This window comes from Variovorax sp. P5_A3 (assembly GCF_056400665.1).
Genome location: NZ_JBFUKW010000049.1, coordinates 1 through 19,205 on the forward strand (window position 1 = coordinate 1; position 19,205 = coordinate 19,205).

The 19,205-nt window shown below is 65.7% G+C and carries 16 protein-coding genes and 4 pseudogenes; 16 read left to right on the forward strand and 4 right to left on the reverse strand.

What is annotated here, in order from left to right; translation table 11 throughout:
* The first annotated feature begins 551 nt into the window (after positions 1–551).
* Together AC1D3B_RS35555 and AC1D3B_RS35560 are read left to right on the forward strand one after the other, a co-directional pair.
* Complete coding sequence (locus tag AC1D3B_RS35555; RefSeq protein ID WP_478195365.1) at positions 552–1,688, forward strand: PDDEXK nuclease domain-containing protein; 1,137 nt, start codon at positions 552–554, stop codon at positions 1,686–1,688.
* 154 nt (positions 1,689–1,842) lie between these two features.
* Positions 1,843–3,999: an LTA synthase family protein gene (locus tag AC1D3B_RS35560; protein WP_478195366.1), complete on the forward strand. Its 2,157-nt coding sequence runs from the start codon at positions 1,843–1,845 to the stop codon at positions 3,997–3,999.
* 214 nt (positions 4,000–4,213) lie between these two features.
* Here AC1D3B_RS35560 and AC1D3B_RS35565 read toward each other — a convergent pair whose 3' ends face one another.
* Positions 4,214–5,299 carry a response regulator gene (locus tag AC1D3B_RS35565; RefSeq protein ID WP_478195367.1) on the reverse strand — a complete coding sequence of 362 codons (1,086 nt, stop codon included), beginning with the start codon at positions 5,297–5,299 and terminating at the stop codon, positions 4,214–4,216.
* Between the two features lie 22 nt (positions 5,300–5,321).
* On the opposite strand from AC1D3B_RS35565, the pseudogene AC1D3B_RS35570 reads away from it, so the two are divergent.
* The 4 genes and pseudogenes from AC1D3B_RS35570 to AC1D3B_RS35585 all read left to right on the forward strand — a co-directional run bounded on the left by AC1D3B_RS35570 (position 5,322) and on the right by AC1D3B_RS35585 (position 7,251).
* Positions 5,322–5,782 (forward strand): annotated as a pseudogene (locus tag AC1D3B_RS35570) (N-acetyltransferase family protein).
* Positions 5,783–5,901: 119 nt separating this feature from the next.
* A pseudogene (locus AC1D3B_RS35575) lies at positions 5,902–6,591 on the forward strand (transposase); the annotation flags it as partial.
* A 151-nt stretch (positions 6,592–6,742) separates the two neighbouring features.
* Positions 6,743–6,988 (forward strand): hypothetical protein, encoded by a 246-nt coding sequence (locus AC1D3B_RS35580; RefSeq protein WP_478195368.1) that lies wholly within the window; start codon positions 6,743–6,745, stop codon positions 6,986–6,988.
* 110 nt (positions 6,989–7,098) lie between these two features.
* Positions 7,099–7,251: a hypothetical protein gene (locus AC1D3B_RS35585; protein WP_478195369.1), complete on the forward strand. Its 153-nt coding sequence runs from the start codon at positions 7,099–7,101 to the stop codon at positions 7,249–7,251.
* Positions 7,252–7,558: 307 nt separating this feature from the next.
* On the opposite strand, the gene AC1D3B_RS35590 is transcribed toward AC1D3B_RS35585, so the two are convergent.
* Complete coding sequence (locus tag AC1D3B_RS35590; protein WP_478195370.1) at positions 7,559–8,041, reverse strand: AAC(3)-I family aminoglycoside N-acetyltransferase; 483 nt, start codon at positions 8,039–8,041, stop codon at positions 7,559–7,561.
* Between the two features lie 22 nt (positions 8,042–8,063).
* A complete protein-coding gene (locus tag AC1D3B_RS35595; RefSeq protein WP_478195371.1) occupies positions 8,064–8,882 on the reverse strand; it encodes a GntR family transcriptional regulator in 819 nt (272 codons plus the stop codon).
* A gap of 117 nt (positions 8,883–8,999) precedes the next feature.
* Here AC1D3B_RS35595 and AC1D3B_RS35600 point away from each other — a divergent pair, with 117 nt between their 5' ends.
* From AC1D3B_RS35600 to AC1D3B_RS35645, 10 genes and pseudogenes are all read left to right on the forward strand, one after another.
* Positions 9,000–9,875 (forward strand): isocitrate lyase/PEP mutase family protein, encoded by an 876-nt coding sequence (locus tag AC1D3B_RS35600; RefSeq protein ID WP_478195372.1) that lies wholly within the window; start codon positions 9,000–9,002, stop codon positions 9,873–9,875.
* Positions 9,875–11,278 carry a 3-isopropylmalate dehydratase large subunit gene (gene leuC, locus AC1D3B_RS35605; RefSeq protein WP_478195380.1) on the forward strand — a complete coding sequence of 468 codons (1,404 nt, stop codon included), beginning with the start codon at positions 9,875–9,877 and terminating at the stop codon, positions 11,276–11,278. Before AC1D3B_RS35600 ends, leuC begins: the two co-directional genes overlap by 1 nt.
* Positions 11,275–11,904 (forward strand): 3-isopropylmalate dehydratase small subunit, encoded by a 630-nt coding sequence (leuD, locus tag AC1D3B_RS35610; RefSeq protein WP_478195373.1) that lies wholly within the window; start codon positions 11,275–11,277, stop codon positions 11,902–11,904. Before leuC ends, leuD begins: the two co-directional genes overlap by 4 nt.
* A 14-nt stretch (positions 11,905–11,918) precedes the next feature.
* Positions 11,919–13,064, forward strand: a complete 1,146-nt coding sequence (locus AC1D3B_RS35615; RefSeq protein ID WP_478195374.1) for a PrpF domain-containing protein — start codon at positions 11,919–11,921, stop codon at positions 13,062–13,064.
* 30 nt (positions 13,065–13,094) lie between these two features.
* Positions 13,095–14,066 carry a Bug family tripartite tricarboxylate transporter substrate binding protein gene (locus AC1D3B_RS35620; RefSeq protein ID WP_478195375.1) on the forward strand — a complete coding sequence of 324 codons (972 nt, stop codon included), beginning with the start codon at positions 13,095–13,097 and terminating at the stop codon, positions 14,064–14,066.
* 77 nt (positions 14,067–14,143) lie between these two features.
* Positions 14,144–15,169: a tripartite tricarboxylate transporter substrate binding protein gene (locus AC1D3B_RS35625; RefSeq protein WP_478195376.1), complete on the forward strand. Its 1,026-nt coding sequence runs from the start codon at positions 14,144–14,146 to the stop codon at positions 15,167–15,169.
* Between the two features lie 27 nt (positions 15,170–15,196).
* Positions 15,197–16,309 (forward strand): TauD/TfdA family dioxygenase, encoded by a 1,113-nt coding sequence (locus tag AC1D3B_RS35630; protein WP_478195377.1) that lies wholly within the window; start codon positions 15,197–15,199, stop codon positions 16,307–16,309.
* A gap of 44 nt (positions 16,310–16,353) precedes the next feature.
* Entirely contained in the window at positions 16,354–17,088 is a 735-nt protein-coding gene (locus AC1D3B_RS35635; protein WP_478195378.1) for a Sua5/YciO/YrdC/YwlC family protein, read from the forward strand.
* A gap of 9 nt (positions 17,089–17,097) precedes the next feature.
* Positions 17,098–18,093, forward strand: coding sequence for a Bug family tripartite tricarboxylate transporter substrate binding protein (locus tag AC1D3B_RS35640; RefSeq protein ID WP_478195379.1), 996 nt, complete (start codon positions 17,098–17,100; stop codon positions 18,091–18,093).
* A gap of 49 nt (positions 18,094–18,142) precedes the next feature.
* Positions 18,143–18,572 (forward strand): annotated as a pseudogene (locus AC1D3B_RS35645) (AMP-binding protein); the annotation flags it as partial.
* A gap of 327 nt (positions 18,573–18,899) precedes the next feature.
* Here AC1D3B_RS35645 and AC1D3B_RS35650 read toward each other — a convergent pair.
* Positions 18,900–19,124: pseudogene (locus AC1D3B_RS35650) on the reverse strand (DNA polymerase ligase N-terminal domain-containing protein); the annotation flags it as partial.
* Positions 19,125–19,205 lie beyond the last annotated feature (81 nt).

Consider the following 19,205-nt stretch of genomic DNA (forward strand, 5'->3'; position numbering starts at 1 on the left):
GAAAGGTCCGGGCTCTTCATGCCGAAGCGGGCAGCCTGAAACGCCTGGAGGTCCTGCGCGTCGAGCGACTCCAGCGTCACGGCGGGCGACTGGGCCAGGCACCAGCCCATGAAGCCGCGCCACATCTCGCGATACACCTCGATCGATCCSGGYTGCCGCAGMGMRCCGCTCGCGCGCTGGTCGGAGAGCCACTGCKCGAAGGCRTCWCGCAGACCTGCCAGGGCAGGGCCTTCGTCAAAAAGGGGAAGAGTCGGCATTGGGTGAATATACTAACGCCGTGCGCAGACAACTGTTTCCCTTCCGTCGTGCTTGGTGTTTCTGCGCTTTCAAGTAGGTGATTTTGATTTGTCTGCCGTTAGTACATTCATCGAGGCTTTCGCTGTCGACTTACGAAATGTCAGGCAGAAGGGCTCCCCTCTGGACAGGCCGCTCGCTCGCCGCGTTATATGCTGGCGTCGATAGACACTGCCGCACAGCCAGAAAGCTTATGCAAACTCCGATGGCAATGCATTGCGGGAATGACAGGTCGAAACCTTGAGAGAGAACCTTCCATGACGGCATTGACGCCCAGTGCAGACGAATATGCGAACGTTCGCGCCGGTATCGTGGCCCTGCTGGAAGCAGCCCGAGGCGCCGCCGCGCGCACCGTCAATGCGCTGATGACCGCAACCTATTGGGAGGTCGGCCGACGCATCGTCGAATTTGAGCAAGGTGGCCAGGAGCGCGCCGCCTATGGCGAAGCCCTCATCGAACGCCTGGCGGCCGATCTGTCTTCCAGATTCGGCCGGGGATTCAGTCGGCAGAACCTGTGGCAGATGCGCCTCTTCTACACGGCTTGGTCCGCGAACCAGATTCCCCAGACACTGTCTGGAGAATCGGCCAGTCCCGCAAAAGTCCAGACGGTGTCTGGGACATCGCCCGACCTTCCCGCCCTCGCTCGCGCCTTTCCGCTCCCCTGGTCGGCCTATGTGCGCCTTCTATCCGTCAAGAACCCGCAAGCCCGTGCCTTCTACGAGACCGAGGCGTTGCGCGGCGGCTGGTCCGTGCGGCAACTCGATCGGCAGATCAACAGCCAGTTCTACGAGCGCACCGCACTGTCCAACAACAAGTCCGCAATGCTGCTCAAAGGCGAAGCGCACCAGCCTGACGACGCCATAACGCCCGAGCAGGCGATCAAGGACCCATTCGTGCTCGAGTTCCTGAACCTCAAGGACGAGTATTCCGAGTCCGAGCTCGAGGAGGGCCTGACGCAGCACCTGGCCGACTTTCTGCTGGAGTTGGGCGACGACTTTGCTTTCGTCGGCCGGCAACGTCGGCTACGCATTGACGACAGCTGGTTCCGCGTTGACCTCTTGTTCTTTCACCGTCGACTCAGGTGCCTGCTGATCATCGACCTCAAGGTTGGCAAGTTCAGCTATGCCGACGCCGGCCAGATGCACCTGTATCTGAACTACGCCCGGGAACATTGGACGAGACCCGGCGAGAACCCACCCGTGGGCTTGATCCTTTGCGCAGAGAAGGGTGCCGCTGAAGCGCACTATGCGCTCGAGGGTTTGCCCAACAAGGTGCTGGCAGCCGAGTACCAAACCATATTGCCGGATGAAAAGTTACTCGCCGAGGAGTTGGACAAGACTCGTCGTGAATTGCAGGCCCGACGGATCGGGAAGGAGCGAAGTGACAGGCCGTGAATGAGAGGTTGCTTCGAAGGGGACGTCAATCGGTAAGCGCCCGCGCCGCCTCCGAGCGCTATCGGACATACCGACAAACCCAGGGGCGCCCGGCAGCCGCAGAGTGCAGACTGTGGACATGAGGCAGTCCCAGTCCCCCACTCCGAATTCGTCCATGGATCCCTGGGCGGCGGCCACATGGCTGGTGCTACCTCTCGCGCTCTGGCTCGCGCTCGCAAAGACAGCGCTGGTAATGAACGCGATCTTCGCCGTGCCAATGGACGGTGCAGGATGGGGCGCATGGCTTGAATGGCTCTGGTGGTTCAGCACCGTTCGCTTTCTCGCCGCGGCGCTGCTCGGCGTCACAATCCAAAGGACTCTCCTGCCAAGGTATCGATGGACTGCCGCATTGATCGTTGCCGGCATCGTCGTCGCGCTTGCGCTGGTTTTTCCCGTCCCCAAACCCGACGATGGCTTGCTCAACACGATCGGCGTCTGGCTCTACACCACGAAGCTTCAAATGATCGGTCTGGCAGCATGCCTGTGGCGTGATCTCGTCTCGCTGGCTATCGTGACCTTCACTTTCGGCCTCGTGCTCAACTTCGCTCAAGGGCATGCGCAGCGTGCCACGGTGGTCGCGCTGCAATCTCTGGTCCTGCTGCTGTGCAGTGTTGTGGGGATCGACTGGGCCTACCAGTTCGCCACCGGCCAGCCCGCCAGTTCTCGCGTCCTGTGGTTCGCCGTCCTCAACATTGACGACGTCGCGCCGCTCATCGCGCCAGAGGCAACGGTCATGCGGGCGCTGGCGATCTCAGGCGGCGTCGTCTTTGCTGTGGCGTGGTTCTGGGCGCAACGCGGCCTTGCCACGACGCCTCTTCAAGCTTCGTATCGTTCGTATGCGGGCGGCCTGGTTGCGCTGGCATTCTCGCTCGCCGTGTTGCTTCCGGTACCTGCACACGGCATCATGGCCTTACTGCGGCACTCGGAAGGCACTCTGATCGTCTTGGCGAAGACTGCCGTCTCTACGCCAATGGATGAAGTCCGGACGAAAGTGGCTCAGGAGTTCGAGCGGGCCGGCAAGCCCCGCTGGCACAGCGCCCAGATGGTCGCCCGGGAAACCGCCCGAACGAAACGTAGAAACGTGGTGATCATCATGCTGGAGTCCATGCGCGCGGAGTCGACGACCGTGCACAACCCCAGGCTCGAAACAACCCCGTTCTTGGCGCAGTTGGCTCGAGAAAGCATGGTTGTAGAGGACATGTCGGCCGTGATTCCCCGCACCGCCGCCGCTTGGATCGCGGTGCTCGGCGGCCAGTACCCCTTGGCCAACGAGGGCACGCAGAGATGGGCGCTTGAAAACCGGAAGCAGGCCCGAATACGCACGCTTCCTTCGATACTGAGGGAAGCGGGCTATGCCACGAGTTTCTTTACACCCACCACGCTGCATTTCCAGAACGACCTCGACGTCATCGACACCTTCCATTTGCAGTACATCCGAACTGAAGAGGAGCTGAGCAACTCCGAAACCGAGCGCGTGACCTACTTCGGCATCGCGGACGAATGGATGGTCCAGCCCGTTCTTGACTGGACTGCAGCCCAGGTCGATGCGAAGCGCCCCTTCTTCACGGCAATCATGACGAATGTGGGGCACCACAACTTCGAGACCCCCTCTACCTGGAAGCGGATCAGGTTCGAGGGCGTATCAAACCACACTCTGGAGTCCTATTACAACTGCCTGCGTTACATCGATGGTGTGCTCTCTACCCTCATGGAAGGCTATCGAAAACTCGGCGTGCTCAACGACACGGTGTTCGTGTTCGTAGGCGATCATGGACAGATGTTCGATGAACATGGCACCCGGCAAATTCTCAACGCGGTCTATCAGGAAGGGCTGCATGTTCCGACCCTCATCTACGCCCCTGGGCTCCTGAAGGCGGGACCGGTCCGCGGTCCTCGCCAGCAAATCGACATTGTCCCCACCATCGCGGAGTTGCTAAGCATTCGGATCGAAAATGCGCGACTGCCCGGTGAGTCCCTCCTGCATCCGGTCGATCCGACGCGCCGCCTCTACTTCACGAGCAGCATCGACTGGTCGTTCCTGGCAGCCAGGCACGGGAACAGGAAATACATCTACAGCTTCGACCGAGATCCGATCGAGGTGTATGACTTGGATGCCGACCCCAAGGAACAGGCTGCATTGCGCGATGTCGATCCCAAGGAGCTCGCCGATGTGAGAGAGGAAGTGCTGGATTGGCGCATGAACACAGAGCTGGCAATGCTTGCACGCCCTTCCGATAAGAACGACGTCTCGGCGCCATGGTTGCGCAGATGATTGAAGGGTGAAGCGAGGAGGGGATCGCTCGCGCTGTAGACGGCGCGCTGCAGTTGATGCACCGACTCGCCTCGATTGAGCAATGTGAGCATGCTCCCATCGGAAATCCGCGTGGGTGAAAGTAGTCGCAGAGAAACATCATCCTGAGCAACCGCCCCGAGCTCCCCCGCTGCGCTGGCAAACGAGGCAGCGCCCCACCACGTGTTTGCGACTCTCAGACCCCGTCGGATCGCCACTTTGCGATCGTGGTCGTCAACGCGCTCGTCCGTAGTTGCAAACTGCTCTCGTCTTGTGCCGCACGCAGGCTATTGTCCAGCGCCACCACCGCCGACGCGACGGCGGTTGCCCCGGCCATCAGTGCGGCACCCCTGATTCGATGCGCGATCTGCACGGCGCTGGGCTTGTCGCCCTTCTCCAACGCGGTGTGAAGCGCTCGCATATCCGAGTCGATATCTTCCCCGAACAGGGCACGAAGATCGGTCGCCCGCAATGTGCCGGCCGGCCGGCCGTCATCCTGCGGTGGCGCCGCCCATCCATCGATCCACAGCGCCAGGATGCTGGCGAGGTCCTTCAGTTGCAGCGGCTTGGCCAAGCTACCATCCATGCCGCATTCCATGCACTCGTCGATGTGCGTCGCATCGGTGGCGGCCGAGACGGCTATCACGGGAAGATGCGCCCCGGCGTCCTCTCTTGCTCTGAGCCGACGGGTCACCTCGTAGCCATTCAGGCCCGGCATGTGGCAGTCCATGAGGACCAGGTCGAAGGCTTGCCGACCGAGGAGTTCCAGCGCCGCCTCTCCGTCCGCAACGACCTCCGTGCTCACGCCCAGTTCGCCCAACTGCGCGGCGATGATGAACCGGTTGCCCGGATGGTCGTCGACGACGAGGACGCAAACCGCGGTCGACGAACCACGAGCAGTCGTGTCCATGACGCCCGCACTTGAGATGACCTCGTCATGCAGCACGGCGGGGGCCAGTTGCACCGGCAGCGTGAATCCGATCGTCGTCCCGATGCCTGGCTCGCTGTGCAGGCGAATGTGCCCGCCCATCAGCTCGACGAGTTCCTTGCAGATCGACAAGCTCAGGCCCGTGCCACCGAAGCGCCGCGTCGTGGCTTCGTCGGCCTGTGCATAGGGCTCGAAGATCAAGCGCTGCTGCTCCGATGCGATGCCAACGCCGGTATCCGCGACGTCCACGGACAGGTTGCCGCGCGAATGCCGAATCTCTTCGAGTTGCAGGTTCAGCTCGACGCGTCCTTCCTCGGTGAACTTCACCGCGTTGCCCACCAGGTTGGCCAGCACCTGCCCAAGCTCACATCCTTCTGTGCTCGAACAAATCCTCATTCGCCCGGCCGTTGAAGGCGACTTCGTTGCTTGGCTGCCTCTCTGGGATGGCTACAAGTCGTTCTACGCCCGCAGCGGAGCGACGGCGTTGCCAGTCGACATCACGCGCACGACCTGGTCGCGCTTCCTCGACGTCAACGAACCAATGCATGCGCTAGTGGCCGAAGGCTCGTCAGGCCTTCTCGGCCTGGCCCACTTTCTTTTCCATCGAAGCACCACTCAGCTCGGCCCAAGTTGCTATTTGCAGGACCTGTACACCGTCGAAGCTGCCAAAGGGAGGGGCGTCGCACGCGCGCTCATCGACGAGGTCTATCGGCGGGCGATGGCGGCCGGTGCCCCGCGGTGTACTGGCAAACCCACGAGACCAATGCCACGGCGATGTTGCTCTACGACAAGGTTGCCGAGAAATCGGGTTTCGTTGTCTATCGGAAGATGCTCTGACCGAGGGCGGGCGGCGGCTCATGTGAACCTACTTCAGAATTCGGCCGAGCCTGTGTGAACGCTTCGTTGATCGTCTCACTCAAAATAAAATTCGCCAACCCGTCAGAGCGAGGTGGCCGATGAAGCGATTCATCGAAGGCGAGGACCGACAGCAGGTGACTCTGCTGCCCGAATGCCTTGACGACTATATAGGTGAGGACAACCCGGTGCGAGTCGTCGACGTCTTCGTCGAGGAGCTGGATCTTCAGGCCCTGGGCTTCGAAGGCGTTGAGCCTGCAGCGACGGGGCGCCCTTCGTATCACCCGGCGGTGCTGCTCAAGCTCTACATCTACGGTTACCTGAACCGCATCCAGTCCAGCCGCCGCCTGGAGCGCGAGGCGCAGCGCAATGTCGAACTGATGTGGTTGACAGGCCGGCTGGCACCGGACTTCAAGACCATTGCCGACTTCCGTCACGACAATGGTCCCGGCATCCGCAACGTCTGCAAGCGCTTCGTCGGCCTGTGTCGAGAGCTCAAGCTGTTCACTCACGCCATCGTGGCCATCGACGGCAGCAAGTTCAAGGCAGTCAACAGCCGCGACCGCAACTTCACCGCCGCCAAGATCGAAGCGCGCCAGCGGCAGATCGAGCAGAGTATCCAGCGCTACCTCGATGCCATGGAGACTGCCGATCGCACGCAGCCTGCGGAGGCCGAGGCCAAGACCGAGCGGTTGACGGAGAAGATCAAGAAGCTGCGTGAGCAAATGCGGGAACTGGATCGGACCAAGGAGGAGCTGAAGCACGAGCCCGACGGCCAGCGCTCGACCACCGCCAGTAGTCGTGAAGGAGGGCGCTTTGTGTGTACGCGGGCGCACGGACGCCGACCACTTCCAAACCATCTGCAAGCTTCACGTGCAAGAAGTTCGACTCGCCGCCGCCGTCCGCTGTCGGGGGTCCGCGTAGTTCGCCGGGTTCCAGCGCATGCCTGCTCGCGATGAGCACTTGGTTGTTGGCCCCGAACGCGGTGGACACTTCCAGACGGGTCAGGCCTTGCTTCGCGAGGGCCTCGAAGATCTGCGCCCTGGTCTTGCCGTGGACGTATTCGTTCAAGGCCAAGACCTCCGGAGCCATGCGTTCGACGGCATCGACGAAGTGCACCTTGATCGCTCGCTCTTGGGTTTGGTGCGCCATGTTCCAGGCAACAAGTTTCATGTGGTCATCCTGTAGGGGTACGAGACCGCCCACGGCATCGTCAATGCGCCATTCCGCAGACACCGGCTCCAAATATTTTTGCCTGTCCTTGACGGATCAAGAGCCACCTCCGTAAGGTAGTTCACATGACTGCTGCTGCTCTCGATTGCCCTCGGACCCTCAACGCCTGGCTCAAGGCGGATGACAAGAAGCTACTTGACGCGATCAACAGCGGGCTCAGCATTCACGAGGCCTCGGAAGACCTGCAGCGCGAGCCGGTATCGGTCCTCCGGCTGTAGGAAAGCAGCGAACATTTCAGTGCCGCTCCTGGGTGCCTCAAAGGCCACGGCACATACTGTTCACTGATCTCCAAAAGGCCAACATTTCAGTTTCCTACGAGGGCCGTGGGTGGGCGCCGACCGGCTTCTGCGGCCGGCGCATAGAACTGGGTCCAGTACCCGGTGCCGCACGCGACCTCCAAGACCGAACGGCCTGCGAACACGTTTGAAGCCAGCTTTCGATCTGCCGCAGATCGGCTTGCCGTTCAGGCTTCAGGTAGATCCTGTCGTACTCGTTCGCCCGCGCCGCGTAGTAATCCTGCATGGATCAAGCTCGATTCGTGGGGGAGGGGAGTGGGATGTCGAAATGCAGCACGTCTTCGCGCGCCCCGAGCTTCGAATACAACGCGATCGCCGGCGCGTCAGGCGGATCTGCCTGGACGAAGATGACATAAGCCCCGCGCTCGGCGCCGACGCGCTGAAGCTCCCGGATCAATGCGGTGGCAACCCCTCTTCGCCGGTGCGAAGCGGCAACGGCAAGGTCGTAGATGTAGATCTCGCTGCGCTCCTGCTCGAACTTCCTCAGTTCGTACGCGGCGAGGCCTCCGATGACCTGCGACCCTTCCACGGCCGCCAATGCAATGAAGGTGTCGCCGGCGAGCAGCTGCCGAAGGTACTCTGGCCGAGGGCGCTTGGCCCCGTAGGTGTGCACATCGTCGAAAGCGTCGCCGAAGACGGAGAGGAGGGCGTTCATGAGCTCGCCCGAATTCTCGGAGAGGCGCTGGATGGTGTAGCGGCTTGGGGTGGTCATGGTCTTGTTGGTCGCAACTTATCTATCCGGACAAAAGATCGCCATCGACCGGCGCGTCCAGCACGATCTGCCCTGCCGTCAGCGTGTTCACGGTCGCGCCGGCGATCTCCATCATGACGCTCGCGCGGTCCGCGGCCATGTAGGCGGTCAGGTGCAGAACCGGGCGCTCGTCCATGTCATGCATCAGCCGCACCAGCTTCAATAGCGGCGCACCGACCTCGGTCTGGATCAGGCCGGCCCGCTGCGGGTCGCTCACCGTCGCGCTGAACTCCTGCACGACACGGCCGAACTGGACGCCTTGCATCATCAGGATCTCGTAGAGCGCCTTCTTCTTGAGCGCCGCCGCCGTCACGCGCCGGCCGACGGCGGCGGGGACCCACGCGTCCGTCAGCATCGCCGGCTGGCCGTTGCGGTTGGATCGAATGCGCAGCGCGTGCACGGCCTTCTCGCCCGGCGGAATCTGCAGCAGCCTCGCCACGTCGGCCGGCGGCACGGTCTGCTCGACCTCGAGGACGCGGACGATCGTCTCGATCGCCGTCTGGCGCAGGCTGTCGATCACGCTGAGGCTGGGCACCGGCCGCATCTGCCCGGGCTCGCCCCGCACGAAGGTGCCGCGGCCGTGCCGGCGCTCGACCATTCCCTGGGCCGCCAGGTCGCCCAGGGCGCGCCGCACGGTGATGCGCGAGACGCCGAATCGCTCGCACAGCGCTTCTTCGTTCGGCAACGCGCCGCCAGGGAACAAGCCCCGCGAGATCTCGTCGCGCAGCACCAGGTAGATCTGCCGGTGTAGGGCGGTGCCGCGCGCCCCGTTCATCGGCGTGGTTCCAATCGATAGGTTCATGGCGGGAGCATAACTTGTTGACTTGTTGTTATGTTGTGATAGTCTTAGAACAACCGAGAGACGACTGAGCCATCGAGACAAGCAAAGACCAACCCGCGCTGAAAGACTGCCGCCCCCATGACCACCCACACCTCTTCCCTTCGCGAACTGCTCGCCGCACCCGGCATGCTCATCGCCCCCGGTGCCTATGACGGCATCGGTGCGCGGCTGATCGAGCAGGCCGGCTTCAGCGCCGTGTACATGACCGGCGCCGGCACCGCGGCGGCGCGCGGCTACCCCGACTTCGGCCTGCTCGACATGGGCGAGATGGTGGCCAACGCAGCGACGATGGCGCGCGCCATCAGCGTGCCGCTGATCGCGGACGCCGACACCGGCTACGGCAATGAACTGAACGTGACGCGCACGGTGCGCGAGTACGAGTCGCGCGGCGTCGCCGCGATCCACATCGAGGACCAGGTCTCGCCCAAGCGCTGCGGCCACCTCGACGGCAAGGAAGTGGTCTCGCGCGCCGAGTTCGTGTCGAAGATCCGCGCTGCGGCCGATGCGCGCCGCACGAAGGAGTTCGTGATCATCGCGCGCACCGATGCGCGCGCGATGCTGAGCCTCGACGAGGCGATCTGGCGTGGCAACGCGGCGCTCAATGCCGGGGCCGACCTGGTCTTCGTCGAAGCCACGCAGTCGCTGGAAGAAGTGGCGGCGGTGCCCAAGGCCGTGAAAGGGCCGTGCCTGCTCAACGTGGTCGCCGGCGGCCGCACGCCGATCTTCGACCTTCGCGAAGCCGAGGCCATGGGGTACAAGCTGGCGATCCTGCCCGGCCTGATGCTGGCAGCGGCAATCCAGGCCGGCGATGCGGCGCTGGCCCAGCTCAAGGCCACGCACAAGGCGCCCGAGGTCACGCAGAGCGTGGCGCAGACCTTCCGCCGCTTCGGCGCCGACGAGTGGGACGCACTGCGCCAGCGCTTCAATGCGGGCGCCGCGATGGAAGAAAAATGATGGCCGGCCGGACGCTCTTCGACAAGATCTGGGACGCTCACGTCATCCGCGACCTGGGCGACGGCTGGGCGCTGCTGCACATCGATCGTCACCTGCTGCATGACCTCTCCGGGCCGCCCGCGCTCGCCGAGGTGACTGCGCGCGGCCTGCCGGTGCATGACCCTGCGCTGGTGTTCGCCACGCCAGACCACGCGATGTCGAGCCAGCCCGGGCGCAACGGCCTGACCTACGCACCCGGCGGCAAGCTGTGGAGCGCGCTGCGCGAGCGCACCCGCGCGGCCGGCGTGCGCCTGTTCGACCTGGGCGAGCCCGGGCAGGGCATCGTGCATGTGATGGGCCCGGAGCTGGGCATCGTGCTGCCGGGCCTCACCGTGGTGTGCGGCGACAGCCACACCTGCACCAACGGCGCGCTGGGTGCGATGGCCTTCGGCATCGGCTCGTCGGAGAGCACGCATGCGCTGGCCACGCAGACGCTGCGCCAGCAGACGCCCCGGCGCATGCGCATCCGCTGCGACGGCAGCTTGCGCGCAGGCGTCACCGCCAAGGACCTGGCGCTGCACATCATCGGCAAGTTCGGTGCCGCCGCCGGCGTCGGCCATGCGATCGAGTACGCGGGCAGCGCCATCGAGGCGATGGAGGTCGAGGCCCGGCTCACGCTGTGCAACCTGACGGTGGAGCTCGGCGCGCGCTGCGGCATGGTGGCGCCCGACCAGCGCACCTTCGACTACCTGCGCGGCCGTCCCTTCGCGCCGCAGGGCGGGGCCTTCGAAGCGGCGGTGGCGCAATGGCGGCTGCTGGCGAGCGATGTGGATGCGGTCTTTGATCGGGAAGAGTCCATCGACGTCTCTCTCATCCGCCCGACCATCACCTGGGGCACGAGTCCCGAGCATGCCATCGCCATCGACGGCCGCGTGCCCGACCCGCAAGCCGTCGCCGATGCCGCGCAGCGCGACACGCTGGCCGCTGCGCTCGACTACATGGGCCTGAGGGCGGGGCAGCCCATCGCCGGCACGCCCGTCGACTGGGTGTTCATCGGCTCGTGCGCCAATTCGCGCATCACCGACCTGCGCGCCGCCGCCGAGGTGGCGCGCGGCAGGCACGTGGCGCCGGGCGTCACGGCATGGGTCGTGCCGGGTTCCGAGAACGTCAAGCGCGCCGCGGAGGCCGAGGGCCTGCGCGAGGTGTTCGAAGCCGCGGGCTTCGCCTGGCGCGAGCCCGGCTGCAGCATGTGCGTGGCGGCCAACGGCGAGCAGGTGCCGCCGCAGAAGCGCTCGGTATCGACTTCCAACCGCAACTTCGTCGGGCGCCAGGGGCCGGGTGCGCGCACGCACCTGGCGAGCCCCGCGATGGCGGCTGCCGCGGCCATCGCGGGCTGCATCGCCGATGTCGGGAGCATCGCATGAGCATCCCACCCTTCACGGTTGTCAGCGGCGCTGCGCCATACCTGCCGCGCGCCAACATCGACACCGATGTGATCATCCGCATCGAGCGCCTGACCTCGCTGCCCAAGGAACAACTCGGCCCCTACGCGATGGAGGCGCTGCGCTACCGCGTCGACGGCAGCGACGACCCGGACTTCATCCTGAACCGGCCCATGTTCCGAGGCGCCCCGATCCTGCTGGCCGGCGACAACTTCGGCTGCGGCTCCTCGCGCGAAGGTGCGGTGTGGGCGCTGCAGGGCCTCGGCGTGCGCTGCGTCGTCGCGCCCAGCTTCGGGGACATCTTCTACAGCAACTGCTTCCAGAACGGCGTGCTGCCGGTCCGCCTGCCGGCGCCCGAGGTCGAGGCACTGGCCGAGGCCTGCGCCGACGGAGCCCCGCTCACGGTCGACCTCGAACGGCGCATGCTGATTGCGCCTTCGGGCGCGCAGACCGCGTTCACCATCGATCCGCTGCGCCGCGAAGCATTGCTCCATGGCCTGGACGACATCGGCCTGACGCTGCGGGACGAAGCCCTCATCCGCGCCTGGCAGCAGGCCGACCGCGCGCAGCGGCCCTGGGCCTGGCCGCCTGCGGCCGTGGCCTATTGAAGGAGTCGAACACGATGCCCACCGACACCGACATCGAACAAGACGAAGTGCGCTGCGTGCTGATGCGCGGCGGCACCAGCAAGGCGCTGTTCTTCCATGAGGCCGACCTGCCGCCGCCCGGCGCGGCACGCGACCGCCTGCTCAAGCGCGCCATGGGAACGCCCGACGGGCTGGGCGGCTCCCGCCTGGTGACCTCGAAGGTGGCGATCATCAAGCGCTCCGAGCGCGCCGATGCCGATGTCGACTACACGTTCGCACAGATCGACGTAGAGCGCGACATCGTCGGCTATGACGCCAACTGCGGGAACATCTCGTCGGCGGTGGCGCCCTTCGCGATCGACGAGGGCTTGGTCGAAGCCACCGAGCCGGTGACCACCGTGCGCATCCGCAACACCAACACCGGCACGATGCTGGTGTCGAAGGTGCCGGTGAAGAACGGCAGGGCGCGCGTGCTCGGCGATTGCGCCATCGCCGGCGTGCCGGGGACGGGCGCCGAGATCCTCATGGACTACAGCGGCACCATCGGCGCCAAGACCGGCAAGCTGCTGCCGACGGGCGAGGTCGCCGACACCATCGCGCTCGAGGACGCACGCCGCATCGAGGTGTCGGTGGTCGATGCGGCAACGCCTTGCGTCTTCATCACCGCCGGCTCGCTCGGCCTCACGGGCAGCGAGCTGCCGCCCGCGATATCGGCTGATCGCGCGCTGATCGAGACCATCGGCCAGCTCCAGTGCAAGGCGGGCGAGCGCATCGGCTTGTACAAGCACTGGAAGGATGTGCACCTCCCGGGCCTGCCGCTCGCCGTGATCGTCGCGTCGCCGGCCGACTATGTCGACGTGAACAAGGCGACCGTGAAGGCGGGCGACTGCGACTTGCGTGCGCGCCTCGTGTTCCTCGGCAAGTGCCACGACAGCATGGCCGGCACCGGCTCGATGTGCACCGCCGCCGCCTCGCGCGTGCCTGGCACGCTGGTGAGCCAGGCCGTCGGAGCGCGCACCACCACCGACACGCTGCGCATCGGCCATCCGCTCGGCGTGATGGCGGTGAAGGTGGTCGCGCGGCCCGATGCCCAACCGGCGCGCACTGCCTTCTCGGCCCTCGGGCTCACGCGCACGGCGCGCCGGCTGATGGCCGGCACCGTGTACGTGCCGGTCGCCTGAAGCGCCTCAACCAACTCGGAGACAATCTCAATGAAATTCGCTTTCGCGGCCGCGCTCGCGTTCGCCTGCATCGCAGCACATGGCCAAGGGCAAGGGCAGGGCGCCCTCCCCAACAAGCCATTGCGCATCGTCGTCGGCTACCCGGCAGGACAGACGGTGGACATCGTGGCGCGCAACTTCGCCGCCGCGCTCGGCAGGGAGATCGGCCAGCCGGTCTTCGTGGAAAACCGCCCCGGTGCCAACGGCAGCCTGGGCGCGCAGGAGGTGAAGAGAAGCGCACCCGACGGCAGCACGCTGCTGCTCGGCACGCTGGGGCAGATGGCCATCAACCCGACGCTCTACAAGAAGCTGCCCTACGACACGCTAAAGGACTTCGCACCGGTCTCGCAGGTCAGCACGGGCGCGCTGCTGCTGGTTGCCACGCCCACCTTCGCGCCGAACAACCTGCAGGAACTCATCGCGCATGCCAAGGCGCGCCCGGGCAAGGTGGACTTTGCCTCGGGGGGCAACGGCATCACGGCCCACTTGGCGATGGTGGTGCTGGAGAAGCAGGCCGGCCTGCAGCTCAACCACATCCCGTACAAGGGCTCGCCCGCTGCCGTCACCGATGTCATCGGCGGCCAAGTGCCGATCATGTTCGACGCGTTTGCGGCCACCTTGCCGCAGGTCAAGTCGGGCAAGCTGAAGCCGCTGGCGATCTCTGGGCTCAAGCGCAATGCCCAGTTGCCGAACGTGCCCACCGTCGACGAGCAGGGCATGAAGGGCTTCGACATCACCTCGTGGGTCGGATTCCTCGCGCCTGCGGGCACGCCTGCCGCAACCGTCGATGCGCTCAACGCCGCAATTCGACGCGTAGCGGCCAATCCCGAGATCCAGGAATCCATTCGTGCCACCGGCGGCGAGCTGGAGATCACGAGTCCCGCCGAGTTCAGCCGCTTCCTGCAGGCCGAGGTGAAGAAGTGGGGCAGGGCGGTGGTGGACAGCGGCGTTCAGGTCGATTGAGGCGTCTCGAGGCAAGGACGGTTGCAGCGCCTCGGGCTGCCGGCGTCTTGCCGATCACAAGACAAGGAGACATGAAGATGATGAAGTGCATATTTGAATCCGCGTCGCGCCGCCTCGGGCACGCCGGCCGATGGCTGCATCCATGCATGGCCGCGCTGGCCGCAGTGGCTGCAGTAGCGGCGGCGAGCCTTCCGCTAAGCGCCGCCGCGGCCGGCTGGAAGCCGGAGCACCCGGTGACGATGGTGGTGCCCTACGCCGCCGGCGGCGGCACCGATGCGCAGGCGCGCGTGGTGGCCAAGGAGCTGTCGCAGCTCTGGGGCCAGCCCGTGGTGGTCGAGAACCTCGGCGGCGCCGACGGGCTGATCGGCACCCGCCGCGTGATCGACGCCAAGCCCAACGGCCTCACGCTGCTGGTGCAACTGCCCTCGATCACGCTGATCCGGCACCTGCCGGCCTTCAAGGGCACCGACCCCGTGTCGCAGCTGGTGCCGGTCTCGGCCTTCTCGACGCTGCCTGGCGTCGTCGCCGCCAATGCCGCGGTGCCGGTCGCGACCATGACCGAGATGGTGCGGTACTGCAAGACGGCTGCGTCTCCCTGCTCGCTCGGCACCACCGAGAACATGGCGCGCCTGCAGGCGCGTATGCTGAGCGAGGAAAGTGCGCTGCCCAACCTCATCGTCGCCAACTACAAGGGCGGCGGCCAACTGATCACCGACCTGGTGGCCAACAACGTCTCCTTCGCCATCGCCGGCAGCACCGCGGTGCTGCCGCATGTGCGCTCCGGCGCGCTCAAGGTCATCATGACCATGGGCAACAAGCGCTCGTCGATGTTGCCGGACGTGCCGACGGCCATCGAGCAGGGCTTTACCAGCTTCGACGCGACCACCTGGTACGGCATCTTCGTGCCGAAGGGAACGCCGGCCGACATCCAGCAGGGCATCGCGAGCGCATTGCGCGAGACAGCGAAGAGCGAGGCGGCGCGCAAGGCCTTCGCGACCATCGGCGCCGAGCCGCTGGGCAACACGCCCGCCGAGTTCGCGGCGATGGTCCAGCGCGACCGTGACCGCGCCGACGCCTTGGCCAAGCGCTTTCCCCTCGAATGAAATCCGAATCGACAGGAGCATTGCACGATGAGCACCGTGACGACCACTTTCGCCGCTGGCCGCGACGCTGCCGCCTGGCACAGCGCCGACCTGGCCCGCGATACGCGTTGGATGACGCACTTCGACGATGCCGAGCGCGCCGACCTGCTGCGAGTGCTGCGCGCCGGCCACCGGCCCGGGCACTCGCTGCTGGCCTACCGCAGCAGCGACTTTCCCTTCGGCCCCGCGGCGCTCGCGAAGATCCGCCGGGCAGTCGACGAGGCGCAGCACGGTCTGGGCGTCGCGCTGCTCAAGGGCTTTCCGCGCGAAGGCGTCACGCCGGACGAGTTCGAGCTGCTGACCTGGGCCGTCGGCCTCCACGTCGGCGTGGCGCGCCCGCAGGACAAGATGACGCGCTACATCAACCGCGTGCAGGACGCGGGCACCGTCTATCGCAGCCCCACCGGCCGGGGCTATTCGTCGAATGCCGAGCTCGACTTCCACGTCGACGGTGCCGACATCGTGCTCCTGAGCTGCTTCAACCAGGCGCCCGTGGGCGGCGACAGCATGTGCGCGAGCTCGACCGCGGCTTGGCGCCAGTTGCTGGCCGAGCGCCCCGACCTGGCCGACGCGCTGCGCGAGCCGCTGCCCTTCAGTCGCCAAGGCGAGCAGGCCGAGGGCCTGGCCGCCTTCCGCCTGATGCCGGTGTACGGCGAGATGGACGGCGAGGTGTTCTGCATGTGGGTGCGCAACCGCGTGGAGCAGGGCGAGAAGCTGCCGGGCGCGCCGGGCATCACCGCGAAGCAGCGCGAGGCGACGGACCTGCTGGACGCGATCGTGCGGCGGCCCGCCTTCATGTACTCGATGCGGCTCGAGCCGGGCGACCTGCAGATCCTCAGCAACTTCACCGCGCTGCATTCGCGGACCCAGTTGCAGGATGACCCCGAGCCCGAGAAGAAGCGGCTGCTGTTCCGCCTGTGGCTGGCCATGCCCGATTCGCCGCGCCTGCCGGCCGGCTGGGATGGCTTCTACGAATCCACCGAACCCGGCGTGGTGCGGGGCGGCGCCTATGGGCAGCACTACGACGACGCGTGCCGGCACTTCGACGCCGAGCAGGCGGAGGCCATGGGCATGCGGCTCGGCCCCGAATTCTCGAATTGACCACTGAACGCACTGAACCCCACCAAACCCACCAAGGAGTAGACATGAGCAGACTCGACATTGCCGGCGACGCCCGCCGCACCATCGACGTGATCAAGAACGGCGGCATCGCCATCGTGCCCAACGACACGGGCTACGCCTGTTGCGGCTCCTCCATGGATCCGCTGAAGAAAATCTACGACACCAAGCGCCGCGGCAGCCACAAGCGCAATGCGATGGCGGCAGACCTGGAGACGCAGCGCGAGCTGCACACGCTGCCGCCCCGCGCGCAGCAGATGGTGGAGGCGCTCGTCGTCGACCACGACCTGCCCCTGGGCGTGGTCGGCACGTTCCGGCACGATCACCCGTTGATCCGCAAGCTGGACGACGACGCCATCAAGGCGAGCACGGCTGCCGGCACGATCAGCACGCTGGTCAATGCCGGCGTCTTCCACGCGGAGCTGTGCCGCCTGAGCCGCGAGGAAGTGGTGCCGCTGTTCGGCTCGTCGGCCAACCTGTCGGGGACCGGCACACGGTTCAGCGTCGAGGACATCCCCGATGAACTGAAGCAGATCGCCGACATCACCATCGACTACGGCCTGCGCCGCTACCACATCTATCGTCGCGCCGGGACGCTGATCAACTTCGAGACCATGGAGGTGATCCGTATCGGCGCCTGCTACGAGTTGATCTCGGGCGTTCTCAAGCGCTGGTTCGATGTCGAGCTGCCCGCGGATCCAGGCGTCGAGGCGCTGCCCTCCGGGCACCTCAACGAGTTCGCATTGAAGAACGTCGCGTAGGTGGCGGCCATGCATGCAGCGTTCTTCGATCCGCGGCGCCGCTCGGCGCTCGCCGGCGGCGCAGCCGCCATCGCGCTGGCGATGCTGGGCGGGCGCGCGCAGGCACAAGCCTGGCCGAGCAAGCCGGTGCGCCTGCTGCTCGGGTACACCCCGGGCGGTTCCTCCGACATCCTGGCGCGCGAGCTCTCGGTGCCGCTGACGAAGCTGCTGGGACAGCCCGTGGTGGTCGACTACAAGCCCGGCGCAAGCGGGACCATTGCTGCATCCGAAGTCGCGCGGTCTGCCCCTGACGGCCACACGCTCGGCCTGCTCGACAACGCTCCCTTGACCATCGTGCCGTCGCTGCGCAATCCGGGCTACGACCCGGCGGCCGGTTTCACGCCGATCGCGATGGTGACCCAGTTGCCGCAGGTGCTCGTCGTGCCTGGAACCAGCGGCATCCGCAGCACGCGCGAGCTGATCGATGCGATGCGCAAGGAGCCCGGCAAGCTGAGCTATGGGTCGGGCGGCGCCGGCAGCGTCAGCCACCTTGCCGGCGAGCTGCTCAAGCTGCGCACGGGGACCTTCGCCGTGCATGTGCCGTACCGTGGCGCCGTGCCCGCGATCACCGCGCTGATCGCGGGCGACGTGCAGTTCGCCTTCCTGACCTATACCGGCACCTCGTCCTTCATCGCGAGCGGCAGGCTGCGGGCCATCGGTGTCAGCTCGCTGCAGCGGCTGCCCGCGATGCCGGATGTGCCGACCGTTGCCGAGAGCGGGGTGCCGAACTTCGACGCGCCGGGCTGGTTCGCGCTCATGGGCCCGGCCGGCCTGCCGCCACCAGTGCCCGCGACGATGCGCAAGGCACTGGCCGAGGTGCTGGCGACCCCTGTTGTGGTCGCGCGCATGCAGGAGCTCGGGCAGACCGTGGTCGCCGGCCAGGCCGACGTGGCGCGGACCATCGCCAACGAACTGGCGATGTGGAAGCAGCTCGTCGCCCAGAGAAAGATCGTCATCGATGGATGACGGCCATCCTTCCTGCTCCCCGCTTTCAAATCTTCACGAACGAAAACCCATGCTCCAAGGCCTGATGCAGGACCAAGCCCCTGCTGATCTCCAACCTGATTGCCTTCGCCGAACTTCATCATGGCGACGCCGAGATCGTCTCGCGCCGCGTCGAGGGCGACATCCACCGCAGCAGCTGGACCGAGGTCGCGCGCCAGGCTCGCCAAGTGGCCAACGCGCTGGACGCACAAGGCCTGGCGATGTCCGATCGCGTCGCGACCATTGCCTGGAACGGCTATCGGCACCTGGAGCTGTACTACGGCGTTTCGGGCGCCGGCCGCGTGCTGCACACCATCAATCCGCGGCGGCATCCGGACCAGGTCGCCTGGATCGTCAACCACGCCGAAGACCAGGTCCTTGCCTTCGACATGAGCTTTCTGCCGCTGGTGCAGGCTGTGCACGCCCGCTGCCCCACGGTCCGGCAATGGATCGCGCGGTGCTGAGTGCGATCGCACCCGAGGGGACGGTCACACCCGACGTGTCGAACATTCAGCAAGCACTTGGAGCCCTGCAGGAAAGGTCGCTGGTGTGGAAGGAGAAGCGGGGCGTCTACTCCCTCGAAGAGAGCACAACAGCCGAGTTGCTGCGTCGGCACGGGCTGCTTGATATCTGCGCACCGCCGGCTGCAGCGGCCTAACTAAAAGCCGAGCAACCTCATCGCAGCACCCAAACCCTTCGCGCTGCTGGAGTAAGCAGCCCAAGGCTCGTTGCCTTTGTCGAGCCTGGTCTGGATGTTGCGCACGTTCCAATTCGCCCCACTGGTGACCCATGGGCTTGTCGGCCGTGTCGTAGCTCGGGCCCTTCGGTACCGCCCAGCTGAGCATGACGCCGTCCAGTTCGAGCCGGAAATCGTAGTGCAGCCTGGTCGCCCAATGCTTCTGGATGACGAACTGCAGGCGGCCGGCCGTAGATTCGCCGCCTTCGGTGGGTTCGGGCGTCACGGCGAAGTTGCGCTTTGCCTTGTACTTTGCCAGTGGGGGTGCTGCGGCCATGGGCGAAATGTACGGGCGAAGACACAGGCGTTTGCAGGCGCGTTCCCATTCCCGAGGTCATCCCGAAGCATCCTTGAAGGC

Coding starts and splice junctions, on each gene's coding strand:
- AC1D3B_RS35555 (WP_478195365.1), top strand. CDS start 552: ATGACGGCATTGACGCCCAGTGCAGACGAATATGCGAACGTTCGCGCC.
- AC1D3B_RS35580 (WP_478195368.1), top strand. CDS start 6,743: ATGCCTGCTCGCGATGAGCACTTGGTTGTTGGCCCCGAACGCGGTGGA.
- AC1D3B_RS35630 (WP_478195377.1), top strand. CDS start 15,197: ATGAGCACCGTGACGACCACTTTCGCCGCTGGCCGCGACGCTGCCGCC.
- AC1D3B_RS35600 (WP_478195372.1), top strand. CDS start 9,000: ATGACCACCCACACCTCTTCCCTTCGCGAACTGCTCGCCGCACCCGGC.
- AC1D3B_RS35590 (WP_478195370.1), bottom strand. CDS start 8,041: ATGACCACCCCAAGCCGCTACACCATCCAGCGCCTCTCCGAGAATTCG.
- AC1D3B_RS35640 (WP_478195379.1), top strand. CDS start 17,098: ATGCATGCAGCGTTCTTCGATCCGCGGCGCCGCTCGGCGCTCGCCGGC.
- AC1D3B_RS35595 (WP_478195371.1), bottom strand. CDS start 8,882: ATGAACCTATCGATTGGAACCACGCCGATGAACGGGGCGCGCGGCACC.
- AC1D3B_RS35585 (WP_478195369.1), top strand. CDS start 7,099: ATGACTGCTGCTGCTCTCGATTGCCCTCGGACCCTCAACGCCTGGCTC.
- AC1D3B_RS35625 (WP_478195376.1), top strand. CDS start 14,144: ATGATGAAGTGCATATTTGAATCCGCGTCGCGCCGCCTCGGGCACGCC.
- leuC (WP_478195380.1), top strand. CDS start 9,875: ATGGCCGGCCGGACGCTCTTCGACAAGATCTGGGACGCTCACGTCATC.
- AC1D3B_RS35635 (WP_478195378.1), top strand. CDS start 16,354: ATGAGCAGACTCGACATTGCCGGCGACGCCCGCCGCACCATCGACGTG.
- AC1D3B_RS35560 (WP_478195366.1), top strand. CDS start 1,843: ATGGATCCCTGGGCGGCGGCCACATGGCTGGTGCTACCTCTCGCGCTC.
- AC1D3B_RS35615 (WP_478195374.1), top strand. CDS start 11,919: ATGCCCACCGACACCGACATCGAACAAGACGAAGTGCGCTGCGTGCTG.
- AC1D3B_RS35620 (WP_478195375.1), top strand. CDS start 13,095: ATGAAATTCGCTTTCGCGGCCGCGCTCGCGTTCGCCTGCATCGCAGCA.
- leuD (WP_478195373.1), top strand. CDS start 11,275: ATGAGCATCCCACCCTTCACGGTTGTCAGCGGCGCTGCGCCATACCTG.